Annotated in this window: 21 protein-coding genes and 1 pseudogene; 10 read left to right on the top strand and 12 right to left on the bottom strand. The window is 59.7% G+C overall.

Features of this window, described 5'->3' with window-relative positions:
• Positions 1-33 precede the first annotated feature (33 nt).
• Positions 34-993, top strand: a complete 960-nt coding sequence (gene ybiB, locus C9411_RS15260; protein ID WP_107227403.1) for a DNA-binding protein YbiB — start codon at positions 34-36, stop codon at positions 991-993.
• 46 nt (positions 994-1039) lie between these two features.
• Positions 1040-2896 carry a M3 family metallopeptidase gene (locus C9411_RS15265; protein WP_107227404.1) on the top strand — a complete coding sequence of 619 codons (1857 nt, stop codon included), beginning with the start codon at positions 1040-1042 and terminating at the stop codon, positions 2894-2896.
• Positions 2897-2959: 63 nt separating this feature from the next.
• Here C9411_RS15265 and C9411_RS15270 read toward each other — a convergent pair whose 3' ends face one another.
• From C9411_RS15270 to C9411_RS15280, 3 genes are all read right to left on the bottom strand, one after another.
• On the bottom strand, positions 2960-3595 hold the full coding sequence (locus C9411_RS15270; protein WP_004939270.1) for a carbonic anhydrase: 636 nt from the start codon (positions 3593-3595) through the stop codon (positions 2960-2962).
• 287 nt (positions 3596-3882) lie between these two features.
• Positions 3883-4143, bottom strand: coding sequence for a YdgH/BhsA/McbA-like domain containing protein (locus tag C9411_RS15275; protein ID WP_063988808.1), 261 nt, complete (start codon positions 4141-4143; stop codon positions 3883-3885).
• Between the two features lie 167 nt (positions 4144-4310).
• Complete coding sequence (locus C9411_RS15280; RefSeq protein WP_107227405.1) at positions 4311-4940, bottom strand: flavin reductase family protein; 630 nt, start codon at positions 4938-4940, stop codon at positions 4311-4313.
• Positions 4941-5058: 118 nt separating this feature from the next.
• Between C9411_RS15280 and rlmF the strand changes: the two genes are divergently transcribed.
• The 6 genes from rlmF (at position 5059) to C9411_RS15310 (ending at position 13244) form a co-directional block, all read left to right on the top strand.
• On the top strand, positions 5059-6024 hold the full coding sequence (rlmF, locus tag C9411_RS15285) for a 23S rRNA (adenine(1618)-N(6))-methyltransferase RlmF (RefSeq protein WP_172837462.1): 966 nt from the start codon (positions 5059-5061) through the stop codon (positions 6022-6024).
• A 209-nt stretch (positions 6025-6233) separates the two neighbouring features.
• Positions 6234-9236 (top strand): DUF4214 domain-containing protein, encoded by a 3003-nt coding sequence (locus tag C9411_RS15290; protein WP_107227406.1) that lies wholly within the window; start codon positions 6234-6236, stop codon positions 9234-9236.
• Between the two features lie 309 nt (positions 9237-9545).
• A complete protein-coding gene (locus tag C9411_RS15295) occupies positions 9546-10850 on the top strand; it encodes a PAS domain-containing methyl-accepting chemotaxis protein (protein ID WP_107227407.1) in 1305 nt (434 codons plus the stop codon).
• A gap of 182 nt (positions 10851-11032) precedes the next feature.
• Complete coding sequence (locus C9411_RS15300; RefSeq protein ID WP_063988811.1) at positions 11033-11602, top strand: TetR/AcrR family transcriptional regulator; 570 nt, start codon at positions 11033-11035, stop codon at positions 11600-11602.
• Between the two features lie 11 nt (positions 11603-11613).
• A complete protein-coding gene (locus C9411_RS15305) occupies positions 11614-12252 on the top strand; it encodes an N-acetyltransferase (RefSeq protein ID WP_107227408.1) in 639 nt (212 codons plus the stop codon).
• Positions 12240-13244: a S9 family peptidase gene (locus C9411_RS15310; RefSeq protein ID WP_107227409.1), complete on the top strand. Its 1005-nt coding sequence runs from the start codon at positions 12240-12242 to the stop codon at positions 13242-13244. The genes C9411_RS15305 and C9411_RS15310 overlap by 13 nt, the downstream gene beginning before the upstream one ends.
• Here the strand turns inward: C9411_RS15310 and ybiO are convergent.
• The 6 genes from ybiO to dps form a co-directional block, all read right to left on the bottom strand.
• Positions 13241-15463 carry a mechanosensitive channel protein gene (ybiO, locus tag C9411_RS15315; protein ID WP_107227410.1) on the bottom strand — a complete coding sequence of 741 codons (2223 nt, stop codon included), beginning with the start codon at positions 15461-15463 and terminating at the stop codon, positions 13241-13243. The two genes, C9411_RS15310 and ybiO, sit on opposite strands and share 4 nt — an antisense overlap.
• Before the next feature lie 153 nt (positions 15464-15616).
• Positions 15617-16339, bottom strand: a complete 723-nt coding sequence (gene glnQ, locus C9411_RS15320) for a glutamine ABC transporter ATP-binding protein GlnQ (protein ID WP_004939230.1) — start codon at positions 16337-16339, stop codon at positions 15617-15619.
• Positions 16336-16995: a glutamine ABC transporter permease GlnP gene (gene glnP / locus C9411_RS15325; protein WP_019454487.1), complete on the bottom strand. Its 660-nt coding sequence runs from the start codon at positions 16993-16995 to the stop codon at positions 16336-16338. The genes glnQ and glnP overlap by 4 nt, the downstream gene beginning before the upstream one ends.
• A 101-nt stretch (positions 16996-17096) precedes the next feature.
• Positions 17097-17840: a glutamine ABC transporter substrate-binding protein GlnH gene (gene glnH / locus C9411_RS15330; RefSeq protein ID WP_004939223.1), complete on the bottom strand. Its 744-nt coding sequence runs from the start codon at positions 17838-17840 to the stop codon at positions 17097-17099.
• A gap of 338 nt (positions 17841-18178) precedes the next feature.
• On the bottom strand, positions 18179-18445 hold the full coding sequence (locus C9411_RS15340; protein ID WP_063988815.1) for a DksA/TraR family C4-type zinc finger protein: 267 nt from the start codon (positions 18443-18445) through the stop codon (positions 18179-18181).
• Positions 18446-18585: 140 nt separating this feature from the next.
• A complete protein-coding gene (gene dps, locus C9411_RS15345; protein WP_004939215.1) occupies positions 18586-19089 on the bottom strand; it encodes a DNA starvation/stationary phase protection protein Dps in 504 nt (167 codons plus the stop codon).
• A gap of 356 nt (positions 19090-19445) precedes the next feature.
• On the opposite strand from dps, the pseudogene C9411_RS15350 reads away from it, so the two are divergent.
• Positions 19446-19983, top strand: a pseudogene (locus C9411_RS15350) (shikimate kinase).
• Here the strand turns inward: C9411_RS15350 and nanQ are convergent.
• Entirely contained in the window at positions 19965-20432 is a 468-nt protein-coding gene (gene nanQ / locus C9411_RS15355) for an N-acetylneuraminate anomerase (protein ID WP_063988817.1), read from the bottom strand. The pseudogene C9411_RS15350 and the gene nanQ overlap by 19 nt on opposite strands.
• A gap of 132 nt (positions 20433-20564) precedes the next feature.
• On the bottom strand, positions 20565-21452 hold the full coding sequence (rhtA, locus tag C9411_RS15360; RefSeq protein ID WP_004939202.1) for a threonine/homoserine exporter RhtA: 888 nt from the start codon (positions 21450-21452) through the stop codon (positions 20565-20567).
• Between the two features lie 400 nt (positions 21453-21852).
• On the opposite strand from rhtA, the gene ompX reads away from it, so the two are divergent.
• Positions 21853-22371 (top strand): outer membrane protein OmpX, encoded by a 519-nt coding sequence (gene ompX, locus C9411_RS15365; protein ID WP_033637662.1) that lies wholly within the window; start codon positions 21853-21855, stop codon positions 22369-22371.
• Between the two features lie 90 nt (positions 22372-22461).
• Here the strand turns inward: ompX and C9411_RS15370 are convergent, their stop codons facing one another.
• Positions 22462-23442: a nitrilase family protein gene (locus C9411_RS15370; RefSeq protein WP_063988818.1), complete on the bottom strand. Its 981-nt coding sequence runs from the start codon at positions 23440-23442 to the stop codon at positions 22462-22464.
• Between the last annotated feature and the right edge of the window lie 69 nt (positions 23443-23511).

The raw sequence follows: 23511 nt of genomic DNA on the forward strand, positions 1-23511 counted from the left end.
GCTAACCGAAGAGTAAGCAAGGGGAACCTTCGGATGGATTACACCAAAATTATCAAAGAAATAGGCCGCGGCAAAAATCATGCGCGCGACCTGGACCGGCAGACCGCTTTTGAGCTGTATCAGGCGATGCTGGCCGGGGCGGTCCCCGAGCTGGAGCTGGGCGGCATTCTGATCGCGCTGCGCATCAAGGGTGAGGCCGAAGAGGAGATGCTGGGCTTCTACCAGGCGATGCAGCAGCAGGTGTTGCCGCTGCAGGCGCCGCAGGGGCGGCCATTGCCGGTGGTGCTGCCGAGCTACAACGGCGCGCGCAAGCAGGCCAACCTGACGCCGCTGCTGGCGCTGCTGCTCGCGAAAGTGGGCCTGCCGGTGGTGGTGCACGGCGTGCCGGACGACAGTACCCGCGTGACCAGCGCCGAGATTTTCCGCGCCCTGGGGCTGCCGTGGTCGGAACAGGCCGTTCACGCCCAGCAGCGTCTCGATAACGGCGAGGCGGTATTCATGCCGGTTTCTGCGCTGTCGGCGCCGCTGGCGCGGCAGCTCGGGTTGCGTTGGCGCATGGGGGTGCGCAACAGCGCGCATACGCTGGCCAAGCTGGCGACGCCGTTCGGCGAACAGGATGCGCTGCGCCTCGCCAGCGTCTCACACCCGGAGTATGTCGGCCGGGTAGCGTCGTTTTTCCGCCAGATCGGCGCCCGCGGGCTGTTGATGCACGGCACCGAAGGCGAAGCCTACGCCAACCCGCTGCGCTGCCCGCAGATTCATTATATTGCCGGCGGCGAACAGCGCGTGTTGCTGGAGCGCACCTTGCAGGATGAAACGCCGACGTTGCCGGCGGCGAAAGACGCGGAAACTACCGCGCGCTGGACCGAGCGCTGCCTGGCGGGCGAGGTGGCGATCCCGCAGGCCATCCAGCGGCAGATCGCCTGTTGCCTGGTGGCCGCCGGCGAGAGCGAGACGCTGGAACAGGGGCTGCAGCGCCTGCATCAGGCCTGAGCGCGACTATACTGGGATATTTCCTCATCGGCTGAGAAGGACGGTTATGCAACAGGCTCTCGATTACTTCAATCAATTGAACCAGGATTACCTCGACGTACACCGCGCCAAAGAAGAGCTGTTCTGGCAAAACTACATGGGCACCGGCGGTGAAGACCTGTCGGCGCGCTTTTCCGCCGCGGAAAGCGCCTATAAGCGCTTTATCGCCGAACCGCGTCGTCTGGCGGAGATCCGCAATCTGCTGGCCGGATTGGAAGCGCTGCCGCAGGAGGCGCAGCGCGATGCGCTGATCCACGGCCTGCAAGGTTGGCTGCGTTTCTTCGACTGCAACGCCATCGAAGATCCGCAGGCGCAGGCGCTGTTGGATCAGATCATTCACGCCGAATCCGATCTCTACTCGCGCCGCAAGGGCTACCAGGTCACGCACCTGAACGCCGAGGGCCGGCGGGTGGCGGCCTCGCTCGGCGAGCTGTTGACCAACCAGGCGACCAACCCGAACGAAGACTACCGCCGCAGCTCGCAGCAGGCGCTGCGCGATCTGGAGCAATGGCTGCTGCATAACGGCCTGCCGGAGCTGATCGGCTTGCGCAACCGTTTTGCGCGCCAGATGGGCTATCGCAACTATTTCGACTACAAGGTGAACAAAACCGAGCGCATGACGCCGGAGCAGCTGTTCGCCATTCTGGATCGTTTCGAGCGGGAAACCCGCGAGGCCAACGCGCGCAGCCTGCAGCAGCTGGCGGCCGACAAGGGCAGCCAGGCGCTGGAGCCGTGGAACGTGCGCTTCGCCAGCGCCGGCGACGTCACCCGCCAACTGGATCCTTACTTCCCGTTCTCTCGTTCGCTGGAACGCTGGATCGACAGCTTCAAACGTCTGCACATTGGCTTTGGCGGCGCCGAGATGAACCTCGATCTGCTGGTGCGCAAAGGCAAATATGAGAACGGCTTTATGCACGGCCCGGTACCGCCGTTTGTGCGCCAGGGGGAATGGGTGCCGGCGCGCATCAACTTCACCAGCCTGGCGCAGCCGGAGCAGGTGGGCAGCGGCGCTTACGGGCTCAACACCCTGTTCCACGAAGGCGGCCACGCGGCGCATTTCGCCAACATTCGCCAGAATGCGCCGTGCTTCTCGCAGGAGTTCCCGCCGACCTCGATGGCCTATGCCGAAACCCAGTCGATGTTCTGCGACAGCCTGCTGGACGACGCCGACTGGCTGAAACGCTATGCGAAAAACGCCGCCGGTGAAGCGGTGCCCGATGCGCTGATCGAAGCCGGCATCGCGGCGCGCCAGCCGATGCGCGCGTTCAACGAACGCCATATCCTGCTGGTGCCGTACTTCGAGTGGGCGCTGTATCAGTGGGATGACGAGCAGCGTACGCCGGAAGCCATCACCGCGCTGGCGCGCGAGGTCGAGCAAAAGATCCTCGGCATCAGCGGCAGCCCGCGCCCGACGCTGGCGATCCCGCATCTGCTGTCGCTGGAGTCCGCCTGCTCTTACCAGGGCTATCTGCTGGCGATGATGGCGGTGGAACAAACCCGCCAGTTCTTCCTGCAGCGCGACGGTTACCTGACGGACAATCCGGCCATCGGCCCGGATCTGGCGCAACACTATTGGTTGCCGGGCAACAGCGTCAGCCATGACGACACGCTGCGCAGCCTGACCGGCGAAGGGTTCAACCCGGACTCTCTGGCGCAGGCCTGTAACCAGACGGTGGCACAGGCGTGGCATGAGGCGCAGCAGACGATGGCCGCCGCCGCCACGCGCCCGCAGCCGCCGGCGGATTTCGATTTGGAGGCGCACATTCGGGTGGTAGACGGCGAGACGGTATTGGCGGACAACGCCGACGGTGACGAACGGATGTGCCGCGACTTCGCCGCGGCGATAGAGGCGCGTTTGGTTTAAGGCTGACAATAAAATCCACGCGGCCGCGTGGATTTTATTTAAGGGTTAAAACCGGGCGTTATTTTATTCGAAATAGACGTCGGGATTATCGGCCAGGGACACGAAGCTCTTGGTGTTTCTATCCAGCGTACGAATTTCGCCGCTTTCGATGTCGTACACCCAGCCGTGCAGGCGCAGCCCGCTGTTGCGCAGACCCACCGCAACAGAAGGGTGGGTTTTGATATTATTTAGCTGGGCGATAACGTTCTCTTCCACCATAGCGTTAACTTTGTCTGTTTCGCTATTCCAGGTTTTCTTCTCGACCACCGCTTTGGCCGCATCCGCGTAGTGCAGCCAGTGGGCTACCGCAGGCATAGGGTCGAGACATTGGCAGGACGCGATAGCCTTCATGGCGCCGCAGTTCGAGTGGCCACAAATCACGATATCAGTCACGCCCAGTGCCACCACCGCGTATTCGATCGTCGCAGAAACCCCACCCGGCTCCGGGCCAAAGGAAGGGACGATGTTACCGGCGTTGCGGATAACGAACAGTTGCCCAGGCTCTTGCTGAGTCACCAGCTCGGGCACCAGGCGGCTGTCAGAACAGGAGATAAACAGCGCTTTAGGATTTTGGCTGGAGGCCAGGCTGCGAAAGAGTTCCTTACGCTGCGGGAAAATCTCTTTCTGGAAACTGAGGAAACCTTCAATGATATGTTGCATACAACGCTCTCTGCATCTGTAGTCTGCGTAACATGATAATCATCCTCTCCCGTTAGTCCAGCAATGGGGTGGTAAAAAAATGTGTGCTCATCCCCCCTGCAAACCCCATTAAATACGGGGTTTATACCTATTTCCGGCAGCATTATCCGGTTCGTTTACGCGTGGGTTGCTGACAAAGCAGACGGTAAGAAACTCGCTGTCGTACCCATTCGGCGCTAATGCACTTGAACATAAAAAAAGCCCGCCGGGGTGATAGCCGGCGGGCTTTTTGACGTCTGGGGCGGTGATTATTTGTAGATAACCGCGGTGGCGTGCATCAGGTTGTTGCCGCTGGTGGAGGTGATGGTGAAGGCCTTGGCGCCTGCCGCGTCGGCTTTGGCGGCCAGCTGAGAGGTCAGGCTGCTCAGGTCGGTTGAGCCACTGGCGACGATCACGCCGGCTTTTTCGAATTGGGCGGCATCCTGGGCGCTAACGTGCTCAGCGGCGAAAGTGGTGAAAGAAACGGTGGCCAGGGCGATAGCAGCAGCAAAAGTTTTGATGGTTTTCATGTTCGTTATTCCTGTCAAAGTGAATTAGGGAGAAAGGGGGTTGCCTTTCGATGGGAAGATTATTGCGCAGTGACAGGCGGGATGAAATCGGAGAGTGTTGATGGTTTCTTTCAGATTTTTTGATTATTTATTCCCCCGTTCATCTTCTACCTAAACGGGGGAGACGATCAGCGCGTCGGGCGCGCCAGATCGAAACGGTGCTGTTCGGAAATGCCATAGTAGGCGGTCGGGCCGCCGGCACGCAGGATCGGTTCGGCGGCGGCGGTTTGGTAGACGCCGTGTTCGTCCAGCAGCGCCGGATCGAGGTGTACCGCCACCACCTCGCCCAATACCAGCCAGGTTTCCACCTGTTCCCCGGCGGCGGTTTGCAGCTGAATGTACTGGGTCAGCCGGCATTCGAAGTTCACCGGGCTTTCGGCCACGCGCTCGGCTTTGACCCGGCGCCCGGGCAGCGGCGTGACGCCGGCGAAGGCAAACTCGTCCTCACCGCGCGGCAGGTTGATGGAACTGTTGTTCATCGCTTCCGCCAGCGGGCGCGTCGCGAGGTTCCAAACGAACTCGCCGGTTTCCACGATATTCGCCACGCTGTCTTTCCAGCCGGTGCTGGCGAAACCGATGATGGGTGGACGATAGTTGAAGCAGTTGAAAAAGCTGTAGGGCGCCAGATTGCGCAAGCCGGCGGCGCTGCGGGAAGAGATCCAGCCGATGGGGCGCGGGCCGACGATGGCGTTCAGCGGATCGTGCGGCAGGCCGTGGCCGGAGGCGGGTTCATAATAATAACGAGATTCACGGCTCATGGGGGACCCTGTGGCAATCGATGAAGCTTTCATTGTGCCGGGTTTCCCGCCGCTGCGCCATTCCGGGCCGGATGTGTTATCTTACGCGCCGGAAATACCTTCAAGAGAGCCCGTCACGGTGGAAAAAAAGAAAACCTTCCCGCAGCAGAAAAGCGGCCTGCATCCGCGTAACCGTCATCGTTCGCGCTACGACTTTCCGGCGCTGATCGCCAGTTGCCCGGCGCTGGCGCCGTTCGTGAAACCGAACGCCTGGGGCGATGTCTCGGTGGACTTCGCCGATCCGGCGGCGGTGAAAATGCTCAACCGTGCGTTGCTGCAACACTTTTACGGCATCGAACACTGGGATATTCCGGCGGACTACCTGTGCCCGCCGATCCCCGGCCGCGCCGACTATCTGCACCACCTGGCGGATCTGCTGGCGACCAGCAACGGCGGTGAGATCCCGCGCGGCAAGGGTGTGGCGATCCTCGACGTCGGCGTCGGCGCCAACTGCATCTATCCGATTGTCGGCCTGCGCGAATACGGCTGGCGTTTCACCGGGTCTGAAATCGATCCGGTGTCGCTCAACGCGGCCAAGATGATCGTCGAGATGAACCCGACGCTGCGCAACAGCGTGCGTCTGCGGCTGCAAAAACAGCCTGAGCTGATTTTTAGCGGCATCATCGGCGCGGCCGAGAAATTCGATGCCACCCTGTGCAATCCGCCGTTCCATTCGTCCGAGCAGGAAGCGCGCGCCAGCACCCGCCGCAAGCTGCATAAACTGGGCAAAGGGGAAGTGGCCGACAAGCCGGTGCAAAACTTCGGCGGCAAGAACAACGAGCTGTGGTGCGAAGGCGGCGAAGAAGCCTTCGTGCGCAAGATGGTGGAAGAGAGCGTCGGCAAGGCCAACAACTGCCTGTGGTTTACCTCGCTCATTTCGAAAAACACCACGCTGCCGGCCATCTACCATGCGTTGAACGTGGCGGGCGCGGCCGAGGTACGCACCATCGAGATGGCGCAAGGGCAGAAGATCAGCCGCTTCGTCGCCTGGACCTTCCACGACGCCGAGCAACAAGCCGCCTGGGCAGCCGAACGCTGGCGTTAGGTCTTCAGGTGCCTCGGTATGGGAGCAAAGTCTCATACCGAGGACCGGTTTTCCCCGTTTTATTGACTTATCGCATCAGCATTTCTTAACTGTAGAAATACCAATAAAACCCATTCAGGCAGTGTGCAATGTCTCTCTTCCCTATGTAGGAGACAGGCCGCGGTGCAGCCATGCCGCGAACGTAATCCATCACACTGACGGGATTTATTATGATTCCTTTAGCTACGCAACAAGAGGTCGGCGCCTTAATCATCGGGATTTTCGGGCGTTTGCCGACGGCGGCGGAAATCGATTACTACGACAGCGCATTTGATATCGGCAGCCAGCCGCCCGCCTATATGGCCAGTATTTTAATGAGCCAACCCGATGCCGGTTGGATGAGCGGCCAAAGCGAATACGACATTCTCAGCCAGGTTTATTTCTCCGTTTACAATACCGCTCCCGATCCGGATTACATCAATGCCTTGCTACAGCAGGGGCATTTCAACAGCGCTGTCGCCAGCGTTGTCATCGACCTCTTTAACTATCTGGGGGACGATCCGGTGATGCTGGCGCAGCGTGATGCGCTCGATCAGCGCATTGCAGAAGGTTTGTATCCCGGCACGGCAGCCGATGCCGCCGGCGGAAGCGGCGACGCGCAGGCGATGTTTTATCTGCTGCGAGCGCCCTGGCAGACCGATGAAATTGCCCATGACGGCAAGCTGCTCAATCAGGGCGGCGATCTGGCTGCGTTGGCGCAGAGCAAGATTGCCACTCTGCCACTCAACGATCTTTCCGATCATGACTTCATTTTGCATCTGTTCGCTCAGGGATTCGAACGGCCACCGACGGTACCTGAACTGGCCGCTTACCAGCAACGGCTGGCGGAAGGCGCGACGCGTGGCGATCTGCTGGTGGATATGATCGCGCAGTTGCGCGGCGTGGTGGCGCCGGAAGATGCGGTGGCTCAACAGCATTTCAATGCGGCGGGCCAGGAATATTCGCCGGGCGAACTGCCGGCGACCGAGTATCTGGAGCAGATAGCGGCGCTGTTCCGTGCATTGCCCGAGCGGGCGGTGGACAGCGTCTCGCTGGACAATTGGAGCAAGACGCTGGCCTCCGGTACGTTGAGCTATACCGAATTGGTCACGGCCCTTCTGGCGACGCCGGAATTTCAGGCGCAGGTCGGTGGTTTGCAGGGCGACGACTTTATTCAGCACGTCTATCAGACGGTGCATGGCCGGGCGGCGGATGAACAGCAGTTGGAACATTATCGGGCATTGGGCGGCGACAAGGCACTGGTCACGCAGGCGGTGATTGCCGATCTGATCAATGCGCCGCCGGCAGGTGACGTTCAGTATGAACAGTGGATGTTCGCGCGCGATGTCGGCGCCAGCCTGGCGTATAAAACGACCGCTTCTCTCGCCACCAGCGAGGGTGGCGGCAACGCGTCGGGTACGGTGAATACGCATGCTCACCATACGCTGAGCAATGCGGAAACCGCCGTGCTGTTCAGGGTGTTCCTGCATGCTGACGCAGACGTTATGGTTGACCTGAGCTATGCCTCGCAGCTTTCTTATCTGATCGTCAATGGCGACGCTGCGGCGGATATCTGGCTGCATTATAACCCTGCCGCTCGGTATGGGGTGGACATGACGGTAAACAATGCCAATGTGATAGTGCATGGCACCTATGGCGACGATCGGGTGCAGCTCACCCCGCAGGCCGACCTCGCCGCCGCCCAAGGGCACTTTTATCTGAACAACGGCAATGACAGTCTGCTGTGGGGAGGCAATGCCAATGGCGGCGCCAATCATGTGGGGTGGGTGTTCAGCGCCGATGGCGGTGACGGGCACGATATTTTGTCCGCCAACCTGATCGTCAAAATGACCTCGACGCTCGATCTTTTTGGCGCGCGCATCAGTACGGTGAGCAGCAATGCCGCCAATTTCAGTCATTTCGAACAGATAGATATGGCGGGTTATATCGGCCAGGCGGAAGCCACGTTGACGCAAATCGGTTGGAACGGTTACAGCACGAAAGCGCTGGCGACGAGTGCTCATGTGTTTGACTACGGGGTATTGAGTGGCAACGCCACCGTAGAGGGAACGGACGGAGGGACGATCGTGCAGAGTTGGGCGGCGCAGGCGCTTGGCCGTGAGGGATTGCTGTTGTCCGGCCGGGCGGATAACGTCAAGGTGATCAACGCCAATGCCGATGCGGCACGCCTTGAAATCAGCGGCATCGGTGATCATGCGGACAGCCGGCTGGAGATAGCCTTCCTTGAGAATGCCACCGATCGTTTCGACCTGTTGTTCTCCGGGCGCGGTAACGCCGGCTCGTTGGCGCTTGACTCGCATGGCGATGAAAACCCATTGACGCTGATCGCCGTCACCACCGGCGCCTGGGGAAATGGCGCGCTGACGCTGACGGGGCAAAATGATCAGGTGCAAGACATTACGTTGTCCGGCGGCGCGAATTTCAACCTGACGCTGACCGAGGGGTATACTCAGGTCCGCCTGGTTGACGCTTCGGCCTTCGCCGGTAATGGGTTTACTCTGACGTCCTCTCATGGCGGCAGCGGTGACGGCACGATCATTCAAATGTTGGATTCGCTACCGTTAAGTGGTGACGCGCAGGCCAAATTGGCGCCGCTGCTGGAAGATCTTGGGCTACAGGGAGAGCAGCTGTTGGTCAAAGGCGGGGGAGGCAGCGATCAATTTAACGTGCTGGGAGATACGACGATCGTGGCCGGCGCAGGCAAAAGCCACGTGACGCTGCAGAGTAGCACGGCGGCGTCAGGCGTGACGTTAAAAGACTTTTCGCTGACGCAGGGCAGCATCGACGATGTGCTCTCAGGCCTGCGGATCGTTCATGGTACCGGTGGCGGCGCGCTGGCGGATTATGGCGTCAGCGATGCGCAAGGCGTGGAGACGAGAATCGGTGCCATGACGGCCGAACCAGGGGGGAGTGCCAGCCAGCTGTTGGCCGCGTTGCTCGATCTCGGCCAGCCTGGCGCATTGAGCGCCAAGGTCGGGTTCAGTAGTGTTCTGGGCGGGCAAAACAGCAGCTATCTCATTGTCGATAACAATGATGACCACCGTCTGGATGAAGCGGACAGCGTCATCCTGCTCTTGGGACAGGATCATCAAAGTCTGCTCAACGAACTGCGCTATGTTCCGGAAATCATGCTCAACGGCACGGTGGTTGAGCCGGAGTCGCTGGTCGCGTAAGAGGTGATGTTGTAGCTCAACGGCGCCGGTTATCCTGCCGGCGCCGACAAAAATCCGCATTTTACCTTTCAATTTTCATCACTTACGTTATTCTCAATACGGGTTTAATAATAAAAATCTTAGGCTGTTGGTTTATTTAAATTCTAATAATTACTTTACTGAATAAATAAATTTAATCCGGTTAATAGCAATAACCAGAAGGAACGGCGCTGCCCGTTCCTTCCGCGATGGCACGTCTGCGTGTGGGCGCGGTATGTGGCCAGGCAAAAATAAGAAAAGCGCCATCATCTGCCACAAGGATTACACCTTATGCTGTTACGATTCAGTCAGTTAACTACCCACAAAGGCGCCGAGTTGAGCGCGATAGAACACGCCGTTCCCATGATCGTCTTCTCACCGGACGGCACGGTATTGCGCGCCAACGATCTTTTCCTCAGCACGCTGGGATTTCAACGCGATGACGTGATTGGCCGGCATCACCGTATTTTCTGCGATCCGAACTATGTCGCCAGCCTGCAGTACCGCAAACATTGGGAGACGCTGAATAAGGGCCAACCCATCACGGACACCATAAAACGCATCGCGAAAAACGGCAAGGCGGTATGGCTGCAGGGCACCTACGCGCCGGTGCTGAATAAACAGGGTAAGGTGGTGGAAATCGTCAAGATCGCCAGCGAAGTGACCGAGCGAGTGACCCAGGCGCAGGAACATCGCAGCCTGCTGGCAGCGCTGAATCGCTCGATGGCGATGATCGCTTTCTCGCCGCAGGGCACCATTGTCAGCGCCAACGACAATATGCTGGCGCTGATGGGCTATCGGCTGGAAGAGGCGTGCGGGCAGTCGCATGCGGTGCTGTGCCCGCCGGCGTTCGCCAATTCCGACGATTATCGGCGGCACTGGCAGCGCCTGGCGCGTGGCGAGTTCATTACCGGGCGTTTTGAGCGCCTCAACCGGCGCGGCGAACGGGTATGGCTGGAGGCCAGCTACAACCCGATCCTCGACAACGAAGGCCAGGTGGTGAAAGTGGTGAAGATTGCCCAGGACATCACCCGGCTGATGCAACAGCAGGAGCATGAAGAAGAGATGGTTCGCAACGCGCATCATCTGTCGCTCGACACCGATCGGCAGGCGGCGCAGGGCGCGATCATCGTGCAGCAGGCGGTGAAAGGCATGCAGCAGGTCGAAGCGGCGGCGCGCGAAACCTCGGACGTGGTCACCGAGCTCGGTAAGTGTTCTCAGCAGATCGGCACCATCGTCGAAGCCATTCGTAAAATCGCCTCCCAAACCAACCTGCTGGCGATTAACGCCTCCATCGAAGCCGCCCACGCCGGTGAGCACGGGCGCGGTTTTGCCGTGGTGGCCAATGAAGTGCGCACGCTGGCGGAACAGTCGCGCAAGGCGGCGACCGAGATCGAACGCATGACCAAGTCCATCCAGCAAGGCGTGGCGGCGGCGATTGCCGGCATGGCGACCTGCGTAGAGCAGGCCGGCGGCGGCGTGGCGCTGACCCACGATGCCGGGGAAGTGATCAATCAGGTCAACATCGGCATGCACGACGTCGTGAAACTGATGCAGGCGTTTACGTCGGTGAAGCAGGGCGACGCGCTGCACTGAGTTTTCATCGCGCCGCCCGCCGAAAATGAGGGCGGCGTTTTTATCTTCCCACCGATTCACACGCCGTTGAGCCGCGGTTCAATTTTACCGGCCTATGCTATCCTTAAATATGAACGAACGTTCATTCATTAATGTTTATTCGATGGCGCCAGGCGCCCCCTTCACCGTTTCGGGAGTTGCCGATGGGAAACCGAGAAAAGATTGTCGAGGCCGCGCTGCACAGCTTTACCCACAGGGGATTTCACCAGACCAGTATGCGGGATATCGCGCAGGCGGCGGGCGTCAGCGTCGGCAACCTCTATAACCACTTTACCGGCAAGGAGGCGTTGATCGGCGAAATTGCGCTGCTGGAAAACGGCGTATTCGCCGAGTTTGCCGCCGGGCTGCGGGCCGACAGAACGCGGCCGAAACAGGCGCTGTCGGCCTTTTTTACCGCCTATCACGCCTTTGTCGCCGAACCGGCCAATGTGCAGCTGTCGGCGGAGATCGTGGCGGAGGTGGCACGCAACCCGGCGTTGGCCGAGCCGTTCAGCGCCAACCAGCGGCAGCTGATTGAGGCGCTGGCGACGGTTATCGCCGAGGCGCAGCAAACCGGTGAGATCGCACCGGCGATAGCGCCGTTGCCGCTCGCGCAGCTGGTGCTGGACGTGATCGAAAGTCAGGCCTGGCGGCAGGCGATCTTTACGTCGCCTGCGCCGGAGGAGACCACGCCGGTGCGGCTGTTGGAACAGCTGCTCTACCGGCATCCCTAGTCGAGGTGGATATGCTGCACATTGAGCCGTACCGGGATGCTGACCGCCGGCAAACGGCGGCGCTGATCTACGCCGCGTTCTGCGACAAGTTTCAGCGCGCACGCCGTCTGAGCGCCCGCCTTCAGTGGCGTTTGTTCTATCGGCTATGGTGTTGGAAGCAAAGCGGCAGCCGGGAGCGCAGCTTTGTGGTGAAGCAGGATGAACAGGTGGTGGCGGCCTTTGCCCTCAATGCGGCCGCTGGCGAGAATAACGCCGGGCGGCGTCCGTGCACCTTGCCGATTTGGCGGCTGTGCCGCCGCTATGGCTGGCTGAACGTTTGGCGCATGTATCTGCAAATGGCGGTGTTGCAGCACACCCCGGCGGCCGATGAGCTGTATCTCTCCTACCTGGCGGTGGCCGAGAGTCAGCGTGGCAAAGGGGTGGGCAAGCGGCTGCTGCAGTGGATGAACGACTATGCTGCTGAACAAGGCGCGGGCCGGCGTCTGAGCCTGCACGTCAGCCGGCGCAACGTGGATGCGCAGCGCCTGTACCGGCGCTGCGGTTTTCAGGTGCGGCGCGAAGAGCATTACGCTTCGTTGGGATGGCTGTTCGGTCAGGCCGACTGGGTGTTGATGGAGAGACGCTGCGGGGAGGCGACGTGCGCAAAATAGGACTGTGCTGCGTGGCGCTGCTCCTGCTGGCGCTCGGGTGGGTCATTTACGTCAACGACTTTCGTTTTGTCACTGAACCGGTCACGGTGACCGCCGGCGGCAACCGGCTGACCGGCACGCTGGTGTTGCCGCAGCATGCGCCGATCAAGCCCGGCGTCGTGGTGTTCGTGCACGGCGATGGGCCGGCCAACGCCAGCCGCGACGAAGGCTATTACGGCATTTGGGAGGCGATGGCGCAGCAGGGCTACGCGGTTTTATCCTTCGATAAGCCGGGCGTTGGCGGCTCCGGCGGCAACTGGCTGCATCAGACCATGGCGGATCGCGCGCGGGAAACCGCTGATATCATCGACTGGGCACGGCGGGACGGGCGCTTTGATGCGCGCTGCGTGGGGCTGTGGGGCACCAGCCAGGCGGGATGGGTGATGCCGGAGGTGGCGCGTTTGCGCCCCGACATCGCCTTCACGCTGGCGCTGGCGCCGGCGATCAACTGGCTGCGGCAGGGGCGCTATAACACCCGGGCGGCGATGGCGGCGGCGGGGGACGATGAAGCGCAAATCCAGGCGCGCGAGGCGCATTGGCGCCATATCCAGACGCTGCTCGAGCAACCGGACGGCTACGCGCAGTACCGCCGCGAGTATGGCGCCGCCGCTGCATTGAGCGCCGACCGCTGGCGCTTTATCCGCGCTAACATGGCCAGCGACGCGACGGCGGGATTGCGGTATTTCACTACGCCGGTGCACCTGATCCTGGGCGGGCGCGACGTCAACGTGGACGCGGACGAAACCGAGCGCGTGTATCGGCAGACGATCCCGGCCTCGCTGCTGACGGTGACGCGCATCGATGAAGCCGATCATGTGATGATCAAACCGCTGTTCGCCCGCCATCCGTGGCTGATCAACGTGGTGGGTCTGTTTGCCCCGCGCTCGGTGCAATACGACGCCTACCGACAGGACGTGGCGGCCTTCCTGGCCGCTCAGCCCTGCGGGCGCTAACCGCCGGGAGCAGCGGGCGGCGCCTGTTCTTCGTGCAGCTGCGGCGCGCGGGAGATCTGCATCGCCTGCTGAGGCATGCCGATGCCGGCCCGATCGAAATGAATTTTCACCAGCCGATCGAGGGCGTACTGCACCACCCACTGTTTCAGCGCCTGCGTGCGCACCGTCACGCGGGTGGTGAACGAGCGGTCGCCCAGCGCCACCACGCCGTTGAAGACCGGCTCGCCAATCAGGAAATGCTTCACCTGTTCATCTTGCTTCAGCGCCGCGATGGCCTGATGCAGCACCTCATTGACCCGATCGATATCCTCGTCGCGGCTGACGGTATAGTTGGCGCGGTATACCCCGAATTCGCGCGCATAGTTGGCCAGCGTAGTGATCGAGGAGTACGGCACGATGTGGTAGACGCCGTAATCGTCGCGCAGGCCGATCGAGCGGATGGTCATGCGTTCCACGGTGCCGGTGATGCCGCTGACGGTGACGTATTCGCCGGTGTTCATGCCGTTTTCGAACTGGATGAACACGCCGGTGATCACGTCTTTCACCAGCGTCTGGGCGCCGAAGCTGATAGCCAGCCCCAGCGCGCCGGCGCCCGCCAGCAGCGGCGCGATGTTCAACCCCACCTGCGACAGCACGATCATCACGGTAATGGTGCTGATAACGATAGCCAGCACGTTGCGAAACAGCGTCAGCAGCGTGCGTTCGCGCGCGCTCGGCCGCACGCCATTGCTCAGTTCCAGCGCCAGGCGGTGCTCGATGATGCTGGCCATCAGCGTCCAACTGAAGACGGCGATCAGCAGGATCAGCAGGATATGCACCAGCCCGCCGAGCGTCCGCTGGCCATTTTCGCTGCCCGCCCACTGGTACAGATTAATCAGGTGCCAGGCGTCGAGCAGGAACAGCGTCACCGCCAGCACCACCATCACCCGCAGTATCTTCAACCCGTTGGGGATATAGGAGTTGATGCGCCGCTCGAGCATCGGATAGCGCAGATTGACGTCGGTTGGCAGCGAAATGCGGCGGAAAATCCAGCGGGTCAGCATGCCGGACAGCAGGGCGCCGACGCCGACCACCAGCAGGCTTTTCACCGTGGCGCTCATCATAAAGCGCAGGCTGTTGCCGATGTCGAACTGGGACAGCACGAACAACACCAGAAAATAGGCGATCGCCAGCAGATGCCAGATATGCCCCAGGCCGCGCAGGATCACGCTGAAAAACGCCATCGACCGCTCGGCCAGCAGATTGATTTGTTGCTGTATCGGCTTGCGGTTGTGCAGGATCAGCCAAATGGCGTACAGCGTCAGCGCCAGCATCACCACCAGGTTGACGGCGGCGGCGGCCGGGTAGCTTATTTGTACCGCCACCACAGGCACCACCACCATCAGGCCGTAGCCGATCAGCCCGCTGAGCCAGGCGAGGCGCGTGTTCCAGTAGCGCGCGCTCTGGTCGCTGAAGGGGAAGGGGCGCAGGTAGTCGAAGTTGGGGGCGAAAATCAGTCGCAGCACCGCTTTGAAAAACTCAATCACCGCGAAGGCACTGAGAAACAGGGTCTGCAGCCGCAGAATGGTGGCGCTGTCGGCGTGGACGTGGCGGGCGAACAGGTTGCCCGCCGCCAGCGCCAGCAGCAGTACCAGCAGATCGACGGCGAAAGCGCCGAGAATGGCGGCGGGGCGTTTATACCACGGGCCGCGCTGCAGCCGGGCGTTGTGCCCCCAACTGCCCATGCGTTTGTACAGCGGCGCGATCAGTCGCCGGATCAGGTGGAACAGCGCAAAGGTGACCGCCACCGTCAGCAGAAAGTAGCCCAGCGCGCGGAAAAAGCCGGCGGGATTGAAAACGCGCTTCGGGCCGGAGTCGATCAGCTTTTGCAGCGCGCCGAGCTTCTGGTTAAAGGTGCCGATGCCTTCCTGCGCCAGCGAGTTCAGGCTGTCGCTCAGCGTGGCCGGCGTTGATTCCTCCGGCGTTGCCGGGGCGGCGGGGGCGTCGCCGGCGGCCTGTTTCAGGTGGTTGATGAGTTCCGCGCGCGCTTGGTCGTCTTGCAGCAGATCGGCCAGCGCGGCATAGGCGGCCTTCTGCTGCTCGCTTTTGTCGGCGGGCGCCGGCGGCGCGTTTTGTGCCAGCGCCGGTGGTGCGAAGACGCCTAGGGTCAGCAACAGCAGCAGGGAAAGCAGGTGTTCTCGCAGATGAGAACCTCGTCGGGAGTATGCGTTTGGCGGCATTGTTCCTCTCTTTGGCGTTCTGTGATCGGCGGATGTCAGAGCAATACGATGAAAACAATGAATATAGTAGGAAAGGAAACGCGATGGGGCGTGGGAACGCGTGCGGAATGAAAGCGGCGGGCGCGTGGCGCGCCCGCCGTTAAACCGCCAGGATCAGGACACGTGCTGCAGGAACTCCTGCAGACGCGGGCTTGGCGGATGGTTGATCAGATCGTGCGGGTTGCCGTCTTCGGCAATCCGGCCTTTATCGATAAAGATCAGGCGCGACGCCACTTTTTCGGCAAAGCCGACTTCATGGGTGACGATGACCATCGTCATCCCTTCCTCGGCCAGATCCTGCATCACCTTCAGCACTTCGTGGCGCAATTCCGGATCGAGCGCGGAGGTCGGCTCGTCGAACAGCATCATTTTCGGCTTCACCGCCAGCGCGCGCGCAATCGCCACGCGCTGCTGCTGCCCGCCCGACAGTTCGGACGGGTAGTGGTGGGCACGCTCCGCCAGACCGACCTTGGCCAGCAGTTCGCGCGCCAGCTTTTCCGCATCGGACTTCTTCGCGCCGCGTACGCGGATCGGGCCGAAGGCGACGTTTTCCAGCGCCGTCAGGTGCGGGAACAGGTAGAACTGCTGGAACACCATGCCGGCTTCCTGGCGGATCAACCGATCGTCCACTTTCGGATCGTTGGCTTTCAGGCCGTCGACGATCAGATCGCCGCTAGTGACCTCTTCCAGCTTGTTGATGCAGCGCAGCAGGGTGGATTTGCCTGAGCCGGACGGCCCGATGATCACCACCACTTCGCCTTTGTCGATCTTCAAATCGATGTTGTGCAGCACCTGGGTTTGGCCAAAATGCTTGGAGACGTTTTTAAATTCAATCACAGGATTTTCATCCTTCTTTCCAGACGACGCAGCACGAAGCTCAGCACCAGGGTAATAATCAGATAGATAACCGCCACGGCGCTCCAGATTTCCAGCGCGCGGAAGTTACCGGCAATAATTTCCTGACCCTGACGGGTCAGCTCCGCCACGCCGATCACGATGAACAGCGAGGTGTCTTTGATGCTGATGATCCACTGGTTGCCCAACGGCGGCAGCATGCGGCGCAGCGCCAGCGGCATAATGACGTAGCGGATGGTTTCGCGGCGTGACAGGCCGAGCGCCAAGCCAGCTTCGCGGAAACCGTTATGAATCGACAGCACCGCGCCGCGGGTGATTTCCGCGATGTAGGCGCCGGAGTTGATCATGATGGTCACCACCGCCGCGGTGAACGGATCGATGCGCAAGTCGCTAAATGCCATCGGCAGGGCGAAGTAGATGAACATCACCTGCACCACGATCGGCGTGCCGCGGATCACCTCGATAAACACCAACGCGATGTGGTTGGCGATCCAACCGCCGTAGGTGCGGGCAAAGCCGGCGACGAGGCCGATGATCAGGCCACCAATCAGACCGAGGACCGAAATCCACAGGGTCATTTTGGCGCCCTCTAACAAGATAGGAATGGCGGGCCAGATGGCGCTCCAGTCGAACTGCATGATATTTCTCCCGGTGATCCCAAACGTGGGTATCAGATACAACGAAGCGCAGGGGGTAAGCGCCCCCTGTGCTTAAGTTAATAACTTGCCAAATTCACAGCTTACTTAGGTTCGGTGCCGAACCACTTCTTGTAGATCTCGTTATAGGTGCCGTTCTCGCGCAGGGTTTTCAGCGCGCCGTTCACCTTCTCGCGCAGCTCGTCGCTGCCTTTAGGGAAGGCGATGCCATACTGCTGCGCTTCCAGCGAATCGCCTACGGTTTTGAACTTGCCGGCGCCGGCCGTCTTAATGAAGTATAGGATGTTTGGCGTGTCGTGCAGCACCGCATCGGCGCGCTTGGTGCCCAGCTCCATGTAGGCGTTGTCGATGTTAGGGAACTGGCGCAGATCCTTGGTTTTGATGTGCTGCTTGGCGTAATCCACCGAGCCGGTGCCGCTCTTCACCGCCACCACTTTGCCGTTCAGATCGTCGATGCTTTTCACGCTGTTGTTGTCGGCGTTGACCATCACCAGCAGGCCGCTCTTGTAGTAGCCGTCAGAGAAATCGATGGCTTTCTTGCGCTCATCGGTGATGGTGATGCCGGCCAGCGCCAGATCGACGTTTTTGGTCTGCAGCGCCGGAATGATGCCGCCGAAGTCCATCGGTTTCAGGGTGTAGTCCAGCTTCAGCTCTTTGGCGACGGCGGCCCACAAATCGATGTCGAAGCCGACGTATTTGTCACCTTGTTTGAACTCAAAAGGAACGAAAGCGGTGTCGGTGGCAACCACCAGTTTGTCTGCTGCGTGGGAACTTACGGCAAAGGCCAGAGAGAGTGCGGCCAGGGAGACTTTAAAAATCGACTTCATGAGAGGAATTCCTGTACAGGTTGCGGATTACCCATTTTTTATATTGCAGTTGGTGCCATGAAAAAATCGTGCCATGTTTTCAACTACCATAAAAACAAAGAGTTATTGCGTGATGTTGTGCCGGAAAGGCGAATTGTTATGGTTGTGCACCACAATGAGGCACCGAAATGGTGCGTAAGAATTATCTTGGTGCACGGGGCTATCATTAACCAAATTTTGGCTGTGAAACAACCGTTCTTTAACGTTTTTGCTTCAATATTGATAACTAACTCTAACTTTCATGATGCACTGACGGTGCACGCGGGGCCGCGAAGGGAGAAAAGGGGGAGCAGATAATGCTAGCGCAACTGGCTGTCTTTGCTGCCGCGCCGGTTGTACAGGCTGGCGGCCGCGTGTTTTTTGTCTTGTTCGGCCTGGCAGGCGAGGCAAAAACGCACGCCCGTTAATGCCTGGCGGCGCGCCTCGGGGATCGGTTCCCCGCATTCCTGGCAATAGCGTTCGCTCTCGCCGTGCCCGAGCGCTTCACGCGCGCGCTGCACCGCATCGTCGACGGTGGAATCAATCTGATCCTGTACGGCGCCGTCCGCCGCCCAGCCACTGGCCATCGTTACCTCCTGACAAAGGAACCTCACCGTTTAATATGGGGCGTTTTTTGTACAATGCAACGGTCGCGCAAAAGAAAACAGGCCGGGCAAAGCCCAGCCTGTTCTGCCCGGAACGACGGGCGCGCTGCAACGCTTTCGCGTTATTCGATGTTGGATTCGATGAACCACAGGAACTTGTCCAGATCGCGCGAGGCGGCGGTGAACATATCGGCGGTGTCTTCGTCTTCCACTTCGGTAATGGCTTTGCGGATGTCATTCGCGACCGCGCCGTAGCGATCGGCCAGCGCCTTCAGATGCTCTTGCACGCTGTGGATATTGGTCGGATAGCTTTTCAGCGGTGTCCGATCGTTGACCACCTGTACGGTGCCCAGTGCCACGCCGCCCAGTTGCACCACGCGTTCGGCGAAGGTGTCCTGATGCTCGATGATGGCGGTGCGGAAGCCGTCCAGCATTTCATGGACCGCGATGAAATTCGCGCCGCGCATGTTCCAGTGCGCCTGTTTGGTGATCAACGAAAGATCGATGAATTGCACGACCTGATGGTTCAGCGCCTTGATGGCGGCCAGTTTAACTTTTTCGTCCAGATCGTTACGGGTATACAGCAGATCAGAAGATTTCGTTTTCACCAGTTTAGCGGTACTCATATCAGATATCCTCTTGATTAGTCGTTGTCCTATTTCGTTACGGGATCAATTATAGCAGGGGTATTTATTTTTGCCGCACGAAAATGGCTATTGCACAAATAGGAATGGCCTAATGGCACTATTTTTATTTGATTTTTGTTTTTGTGTAATTTGATGAATTTTATTGCGATTTTTGTTTTTTGTTATTATTTAGATCAGTGACGATTTATCCCTGTTATCTTATTTTCTGCATGCATACTACTCCGGATAAATATCCACTTTGTTATCGTGGTGTTAATTCCAAGCCTATTCAGATTGATAGCCGTAATAGATACGGCTAAAGTAAGGGAATTATCCCCAGTCTTTATTGGCGAGTGATGAAAATTAACGTCGTCGGCACCAGCGGCAGCGGTAAAAGCACCCTGGCGCGTCAACTGGCGGAACGCCTTGACGTTCCCTATATCGAGATGGACAGACTCTATTGGCGGCCTGAGTGGCAGGGGACGCCCGATGACGCGTTCCTGGCGCGGCTTGAGCAGGCGCTGGCCGAAGCGGGAGGAGGCTGGGTGCTGGACGGCAACTACAGCCGCACGCAACCGCTCAAGTGGCGCGAGGTCGATTATATCCTGTGGCTGGACTACGGTTTCTGCCGCACGCTGTGGCAGGCCGTGCGCCGTGCGTGCCGTCGCGCGGCCAGCAAAAGCGAGCTGTGGCCGGGCACCGGCAATCGGGAAAGTTTCCGCCGTTCTTTCTTTAGCCGCGAGTCGATCGTGCTGTGGACGATCCGCACTTACTCGAAGAACCGGCGAAAATACCTGGCGGAGATGGCCCGTACCGATGTAGGGCGCCGTTTCAACCCGCCAGGCCGCCGATTTTCTACGGACGCTGCCGCAGGTTCACAGCAGCAGACGGTGATGGATCCTCACCACCGCTTTCTTGATTTGCTGCGGGCGCTGCCACAGGCAGCCGGTCTTGTGCGGTTCCATCTGGAAAAAGATCGCGAACATGCCGTGCGTCATGTGCAGCGTTTGCGGGTGGCGTTTGATATCCAGCAGCAGAAGGTCGCTATTTTCTGCGTGCGGATGTTCGCGATGCCAGTCGCCCGCCAGGCCGTATTCGATGCGTTCTTCGCCGCTGATCAGCAGATGCAGCGCGATGTACTCCTGATGCATTTCGGCGCGCTTTTCCGCCGTAGGCACGGTGGTCAGCGTCATCACGTCCATAAAGATGTTGTCGCCGTCGATCGGGTGATGGCCCAGCGCCAGTTCGGGCAGGTCGCATCGGCGCAACTCGGTCAGGGTTGAAACCAGCGCCGGCGCGAGTCCGCGGCCGAAGCGTGGGTTGAACAGGCTGTTGTGAATCACTGTTATTCTCCATGTGAGCGAAAGTCCAAAGAGCCTGCGATACAGGCTAAGGGGAAGTATGCCGATTTGTCACGAGGAAAACAGTTAACCCGCCTGCATTCCGGCGTTGCGGTCGGCAGGCGAGTCAGGCGATCAGGAAAGGCTTTCGAGGCGCGGCTTGGGGCGAATGGTCAGGGCGGAGCCCATGGAGGCGGCGATAATCGCCGCTAGCGCCAACCATTGCACGCCGCTCAGGTGTTCGCCGAGGAACAGCATGCCGGACAGCGCCGCCATCGCCGGTTCCAGGCTCATTAAGGTGCCGAAGGTGCGCGCCGGAATTTTGGGCAGCGCGATGATCTCCAGCGAATAAGGCAGCGCGGTGGAGAGGATCGCCACCGCCAGCGCCACCGGCAGAATATCGAGGTTGAACAGCACGCTGCCGGTTTGCCAGGCGCCGATCGGGCAGAACACCAGCGCGGCGATCAAGGAACCGAGCGCCACCGTGCCGGGGCCGTGATCGCCGCCGGCCTTTTGGCCGAAAATGATATAGACCGCCCAGCAGGCGCCGGCGCCGAGCGCACAGGCGGCACCGAACGGATCGATCCCGCCCACGCCGTGGCCGAGCGGCAACAGGAACCACAGCCCGGCGATCGCCAATGCCACCCAGAGGAAGTCTATCGGCCGCCGCGAAGAGAACATGGCCACCGCCAACGGGCCGGTAAACTCCAGCGCTACGGCGATGCCGAGCGGCACGGTGCGCAGCGACAGGTAGAACAGGTAGTTCATCGCGCCGAGCGACAGGCCGTAAATCAGCAGCGGCAAGCGGCTGCCGGCGACGATGCGCATACGCCACGGGCGGAAGATAATGAACAGAATCAGGGTGCCGATGAAAAGACGCAGCGTCGTAATGCCTTCTGCGCCCACGATCGGGAACAGGCTTTTGGCCAACGAGGCACCGCTTTGGATAGACACCATGGCGATGATTAACAGACAGATGGGCAGCAGCGCGGAGGGCGCTCTGCCGGAAGTAGATAACGACATCCTTAACGGGCCTTTTTTGCGCCGTTCCTCAGCCTTGAGAAAACGGTCGAAACGGGGATGCGAGCAGTGTAAATGAAATGGCGAAAATCTGTCTGAGAAAAGCGCGCATCGCGGTGAAATCCGCCGATCCTCGGATGAGATGTGGCGAATTTGGTCAAAAAGTGCGCTTTTTCTTAAGAATTATCTGGATATTAAATTGGTGATTTTTGTCACAGAAAGCCGTAGAATACGGCCGAAAATAGAGCGAAAAGAAGCAGATACACTGTTCTTGAAATCTTCTGTTACACGATATAAAGCATTAGACACTCATTTCAAGGCAGAGTTTCACGCTAATTTTTGTTATATTTTCAAAGCATGAACAAATGGATGTACTTAATAATAAAACGCGTTTGAGGTGGTTATGAAAAAAATTGCATGTCTTTCCGCAGTAGCAGCTTGCGTATTAGCAGTTAGCGCAGGTACCGCATTCGCTGGTCAGAGCACCGTATCCGCTGGCTATGCGCAGGGTGATCTCCAAGGCGTTGCTAACAAGGCCGACGGTTTCAACCTGAAATACCGTTACGAGTTCGACAACAACCCACTGGGTGTGATCGGCTCTTTCACCCACCTGGAAAAAAATCGTTCTGAAAACGGTTTCTACAAGAAATCTCAGTACGATTCCATCACCGCAGGTCCAGCTTACCGCTTCAACGACTGGGCGAGCATCTACGGTGTGATCGGTGTTGGCTACGGCAAAAACATCGACAACGCCCAGGCTGGCGGTAACAAAGGTGGCAACAGCGACTACGGCTTCACCTACGGTGCCGGTCTGCAGTTCAACCCAATCGAAAACGTTGCCCTGGACGTTGGCTACGAGCAGAGCCGCATCCGCAGCGTGGACGTTGGCAGCTGGAACGTTGGCGTAGGCTACCGCTTCTAAGATTTCTTCATGCCTGCGGGCGTGAATGCGCGGCACAGGTTGCTGCGCGGATAAAAAATCCGCCTTCGGGCGGATTTTTTTTATCTGTCATTAGCCGCCGCGCCCCGTCGGCTGCGTCGAAAAGCGCGCGCTGCGGGCATCGCGCTCATAGCCTTGCGGTTCGGTTAGTGAACCGTACAGCTCGGGGCGGCGTCCATAAATCCAGCGGCGGCCGGTGCTGAGCGGGATCAGCGCCAGGTCGAGATCGGCGCTGACCATCCGATCTTCCGCCGCCCAGGTCTCCGCCACGATGCGGCCGTAGGGATCGAGGATCATCGCATTGCCGGTGCGTACCTCATCGTCATCGCGGCCCACGCCGTTGCTGAACAGCAAAAACAGCCCGTTGTCGTGAGCGCGCGAGGGCAGCCAGCGCATCAGCCAGCCGCGGCCGTGCTCACCGCGAAAGGCGGCTTCTATTGCCTGCGGATCTTCCGCCCGCCGCTGCCACAGCGCCTGTGGGATCGGCTTCATGCCGTGCGGGCTGCGCGAATGAGTGCCGCCGGTCTGGTGCGGGGCCATCAGCACTTCCGCGCCCATCAGCGCCGTCGCACGCACATTCTCCACCAGATTGTTGTCCCAGCAGATCAATACGCCTACGCGCACGCCCCAGGGGGTGTCGAACACCGTATAGCGATCGCCGCTGGCGATAGCCGGGTGTTCGAAGGCGTGCAGTTTACGGTGCACATGCAGCGCGCCGTCCGGCAGGCATACGGCGTAGGCGTTGTAGCAACGGCCGTCGTCGCCCAGCTCGATCAGCCCGACGCCGATCGCCATGTTGTAACGCTCCGCCAGTGGGCGAATACGCGCCAGCGAAGGGCTGGCGGCGATCGGTTCCGCCAGCGCCCGCACTTCGGCGTCGGAAAGATGGCGCACGTGCCAGTAGCCGGTGATGCACATTTCTGGGAAGGCCAGCAGCTGTACCTGCTGCTCGGCCGCCTGAGCGATAAAGCGCTCAATGGTCGACAGGTTGTAATTCTTATCGTTGGCGCGATGCTGGAATTGCACCGTGGCGGCGCGCAATGAGATGGTCATGGTATCTCTCCGGTTAGGGGCTGCGTTGATTACAGCAGGTAGATTGATTACTGTATAATCAATTAAATT

Origin of the sequence: Serratia sp. Nf2 (assembly GCF_003028435.1) — a bacterium.
In the GTDB taxonomy this organism is placed as follows: domain Bacteria; phylum Pseudomonadota; class Gammaproteobacteria; order Enterobacterales; family Enterobacteriaceae; genus Serratia; species Serratia marcescens_L.

What these genes read in the sequence shown, in the direction of transcription:
- ompX (WP_033637662.1), top strand. Translation starts at nt 21,853, where the DNA reads ATGAAAAAAATTGCATGTCTTTCCGCAGTAGCAGCTTGCGTATTAGCA.
- C9411_RS15280 (WP_107227405.1), bottom strand. Translation starts at nt 4,940, where the DNA reads ATGAGCCGTGAATCTCGTTATTATTATGAACCCGCCTCCGGCCACGGC.
- rhtA (WP_004939202.1), bottom strand. Translation starts at nt 21,452, where the DNA reads ATGTCGTTATCTACTTCCGGCAGAGCGCCCTCCGCGCTGCTGCCCATC.
- glnP (WP_019454487.1), bottom strand. Translation starts at nt 16,995, where the DNA reads ATGCAGTTCGACTGGAGCGCCATCTGGCCCGCCATTCCTATCTTGTTA.
- C9411_RS15270 (WP_004939270.1), bottom strand. Translation starts at nt 3,595, where the DNA reads ATGCAACATATCATTGAAGGTTTCCTCAGTTTCCAGAAAGAGATTTTC.
- ybiO (WP_107227410.1), bottom strand. Translation starts at nt 15,463, where the DNA reads ATGCCGCCAAACGCATACTCCCGACGAGGTTCTCATCTGCGAGAACAC.
- C9411_RS15295 (WP_107227407.1), top strand. Translation starts at nt 9,546, where the DNA reads ATGCTGTTACGATTCAGTCAGTTAACTACCCACAAAGGCGCCGAGTTG.
- C9411_RS15290 (WP_107227406.1), top strand. Translation starts at nt 6,234, where the DNA reads ATGATTCCTTTAGCTACGCAACAAGAGGTCGGCGCCTTAATCATCGGG.
- C9411_RS15275 (WP_063988808.1), bottom strand. Translation starts at nt 4,143, where the DNA reads ATGAAAACCATCAAAACTTTTGCTGCTGCTATCGCCCTGGCCACCGTT.
- C9411_RS15300 (WP_063988811.1), top strand. Translation starts at nt 11,033, where the DNA reads ATGGGAAACCGAGAAAAGATTGTCGAGGCCGCGCTGCACAGCTTTACC.
- C9411_RS15265 (WP_107227404.1), top strand. Translation starts at nt 1,040, where the DNA reads ATGCAACAGGCTCTCGATTACTTCAATCAATTGAACCAGGATTACCTC.
- ybiB (WP_107227403.1), top strand. Translation starts at nt 34, where the DNA reads ATGGATTACACCAAAATTATCAAAGAAATAGGCCGCGGCAAAAATCAT.
- C9411_RS15340 (WP_063988815.1), bottom strand. Translation starts at nt 18,445, where the DNA reads ATGGCCAGTGGCTGGGCGGCGGACGGCGCCGTACAGGATCAGATTGAT.
- dps (WP_004939215.1), bottom strand. Translation starts at nt 19,089, where the DNA reads ATGAGTACCGCTAAACTGGTGAAAACGAAATCTTCTGATCTGCTGTAT.
- C9411_RS15370 (WP_063988818.1), bottom strand. Translation starts at nt 23,442, where the DNA reads ATGACCATCTCATTGCGCGCCGCCACGGTGCAATTCCAGCATCGCGCC.
- glnH (WP_004939223.1), bottom strand. Translation starts at nt 17,840, where the DNA reads ATGAAGTCGATTTTTAAAGTCTCCCTGGCCGCACTCTCTCTGGCCTTT.
- C9411_RS15305 (WP_107227408.1), top strand. Translation starts at nt 11,614, where the DNA reads ATGCTGCACATTGAGCCGTACCGGGATGCTGACCGCCGGCAAACGGCG.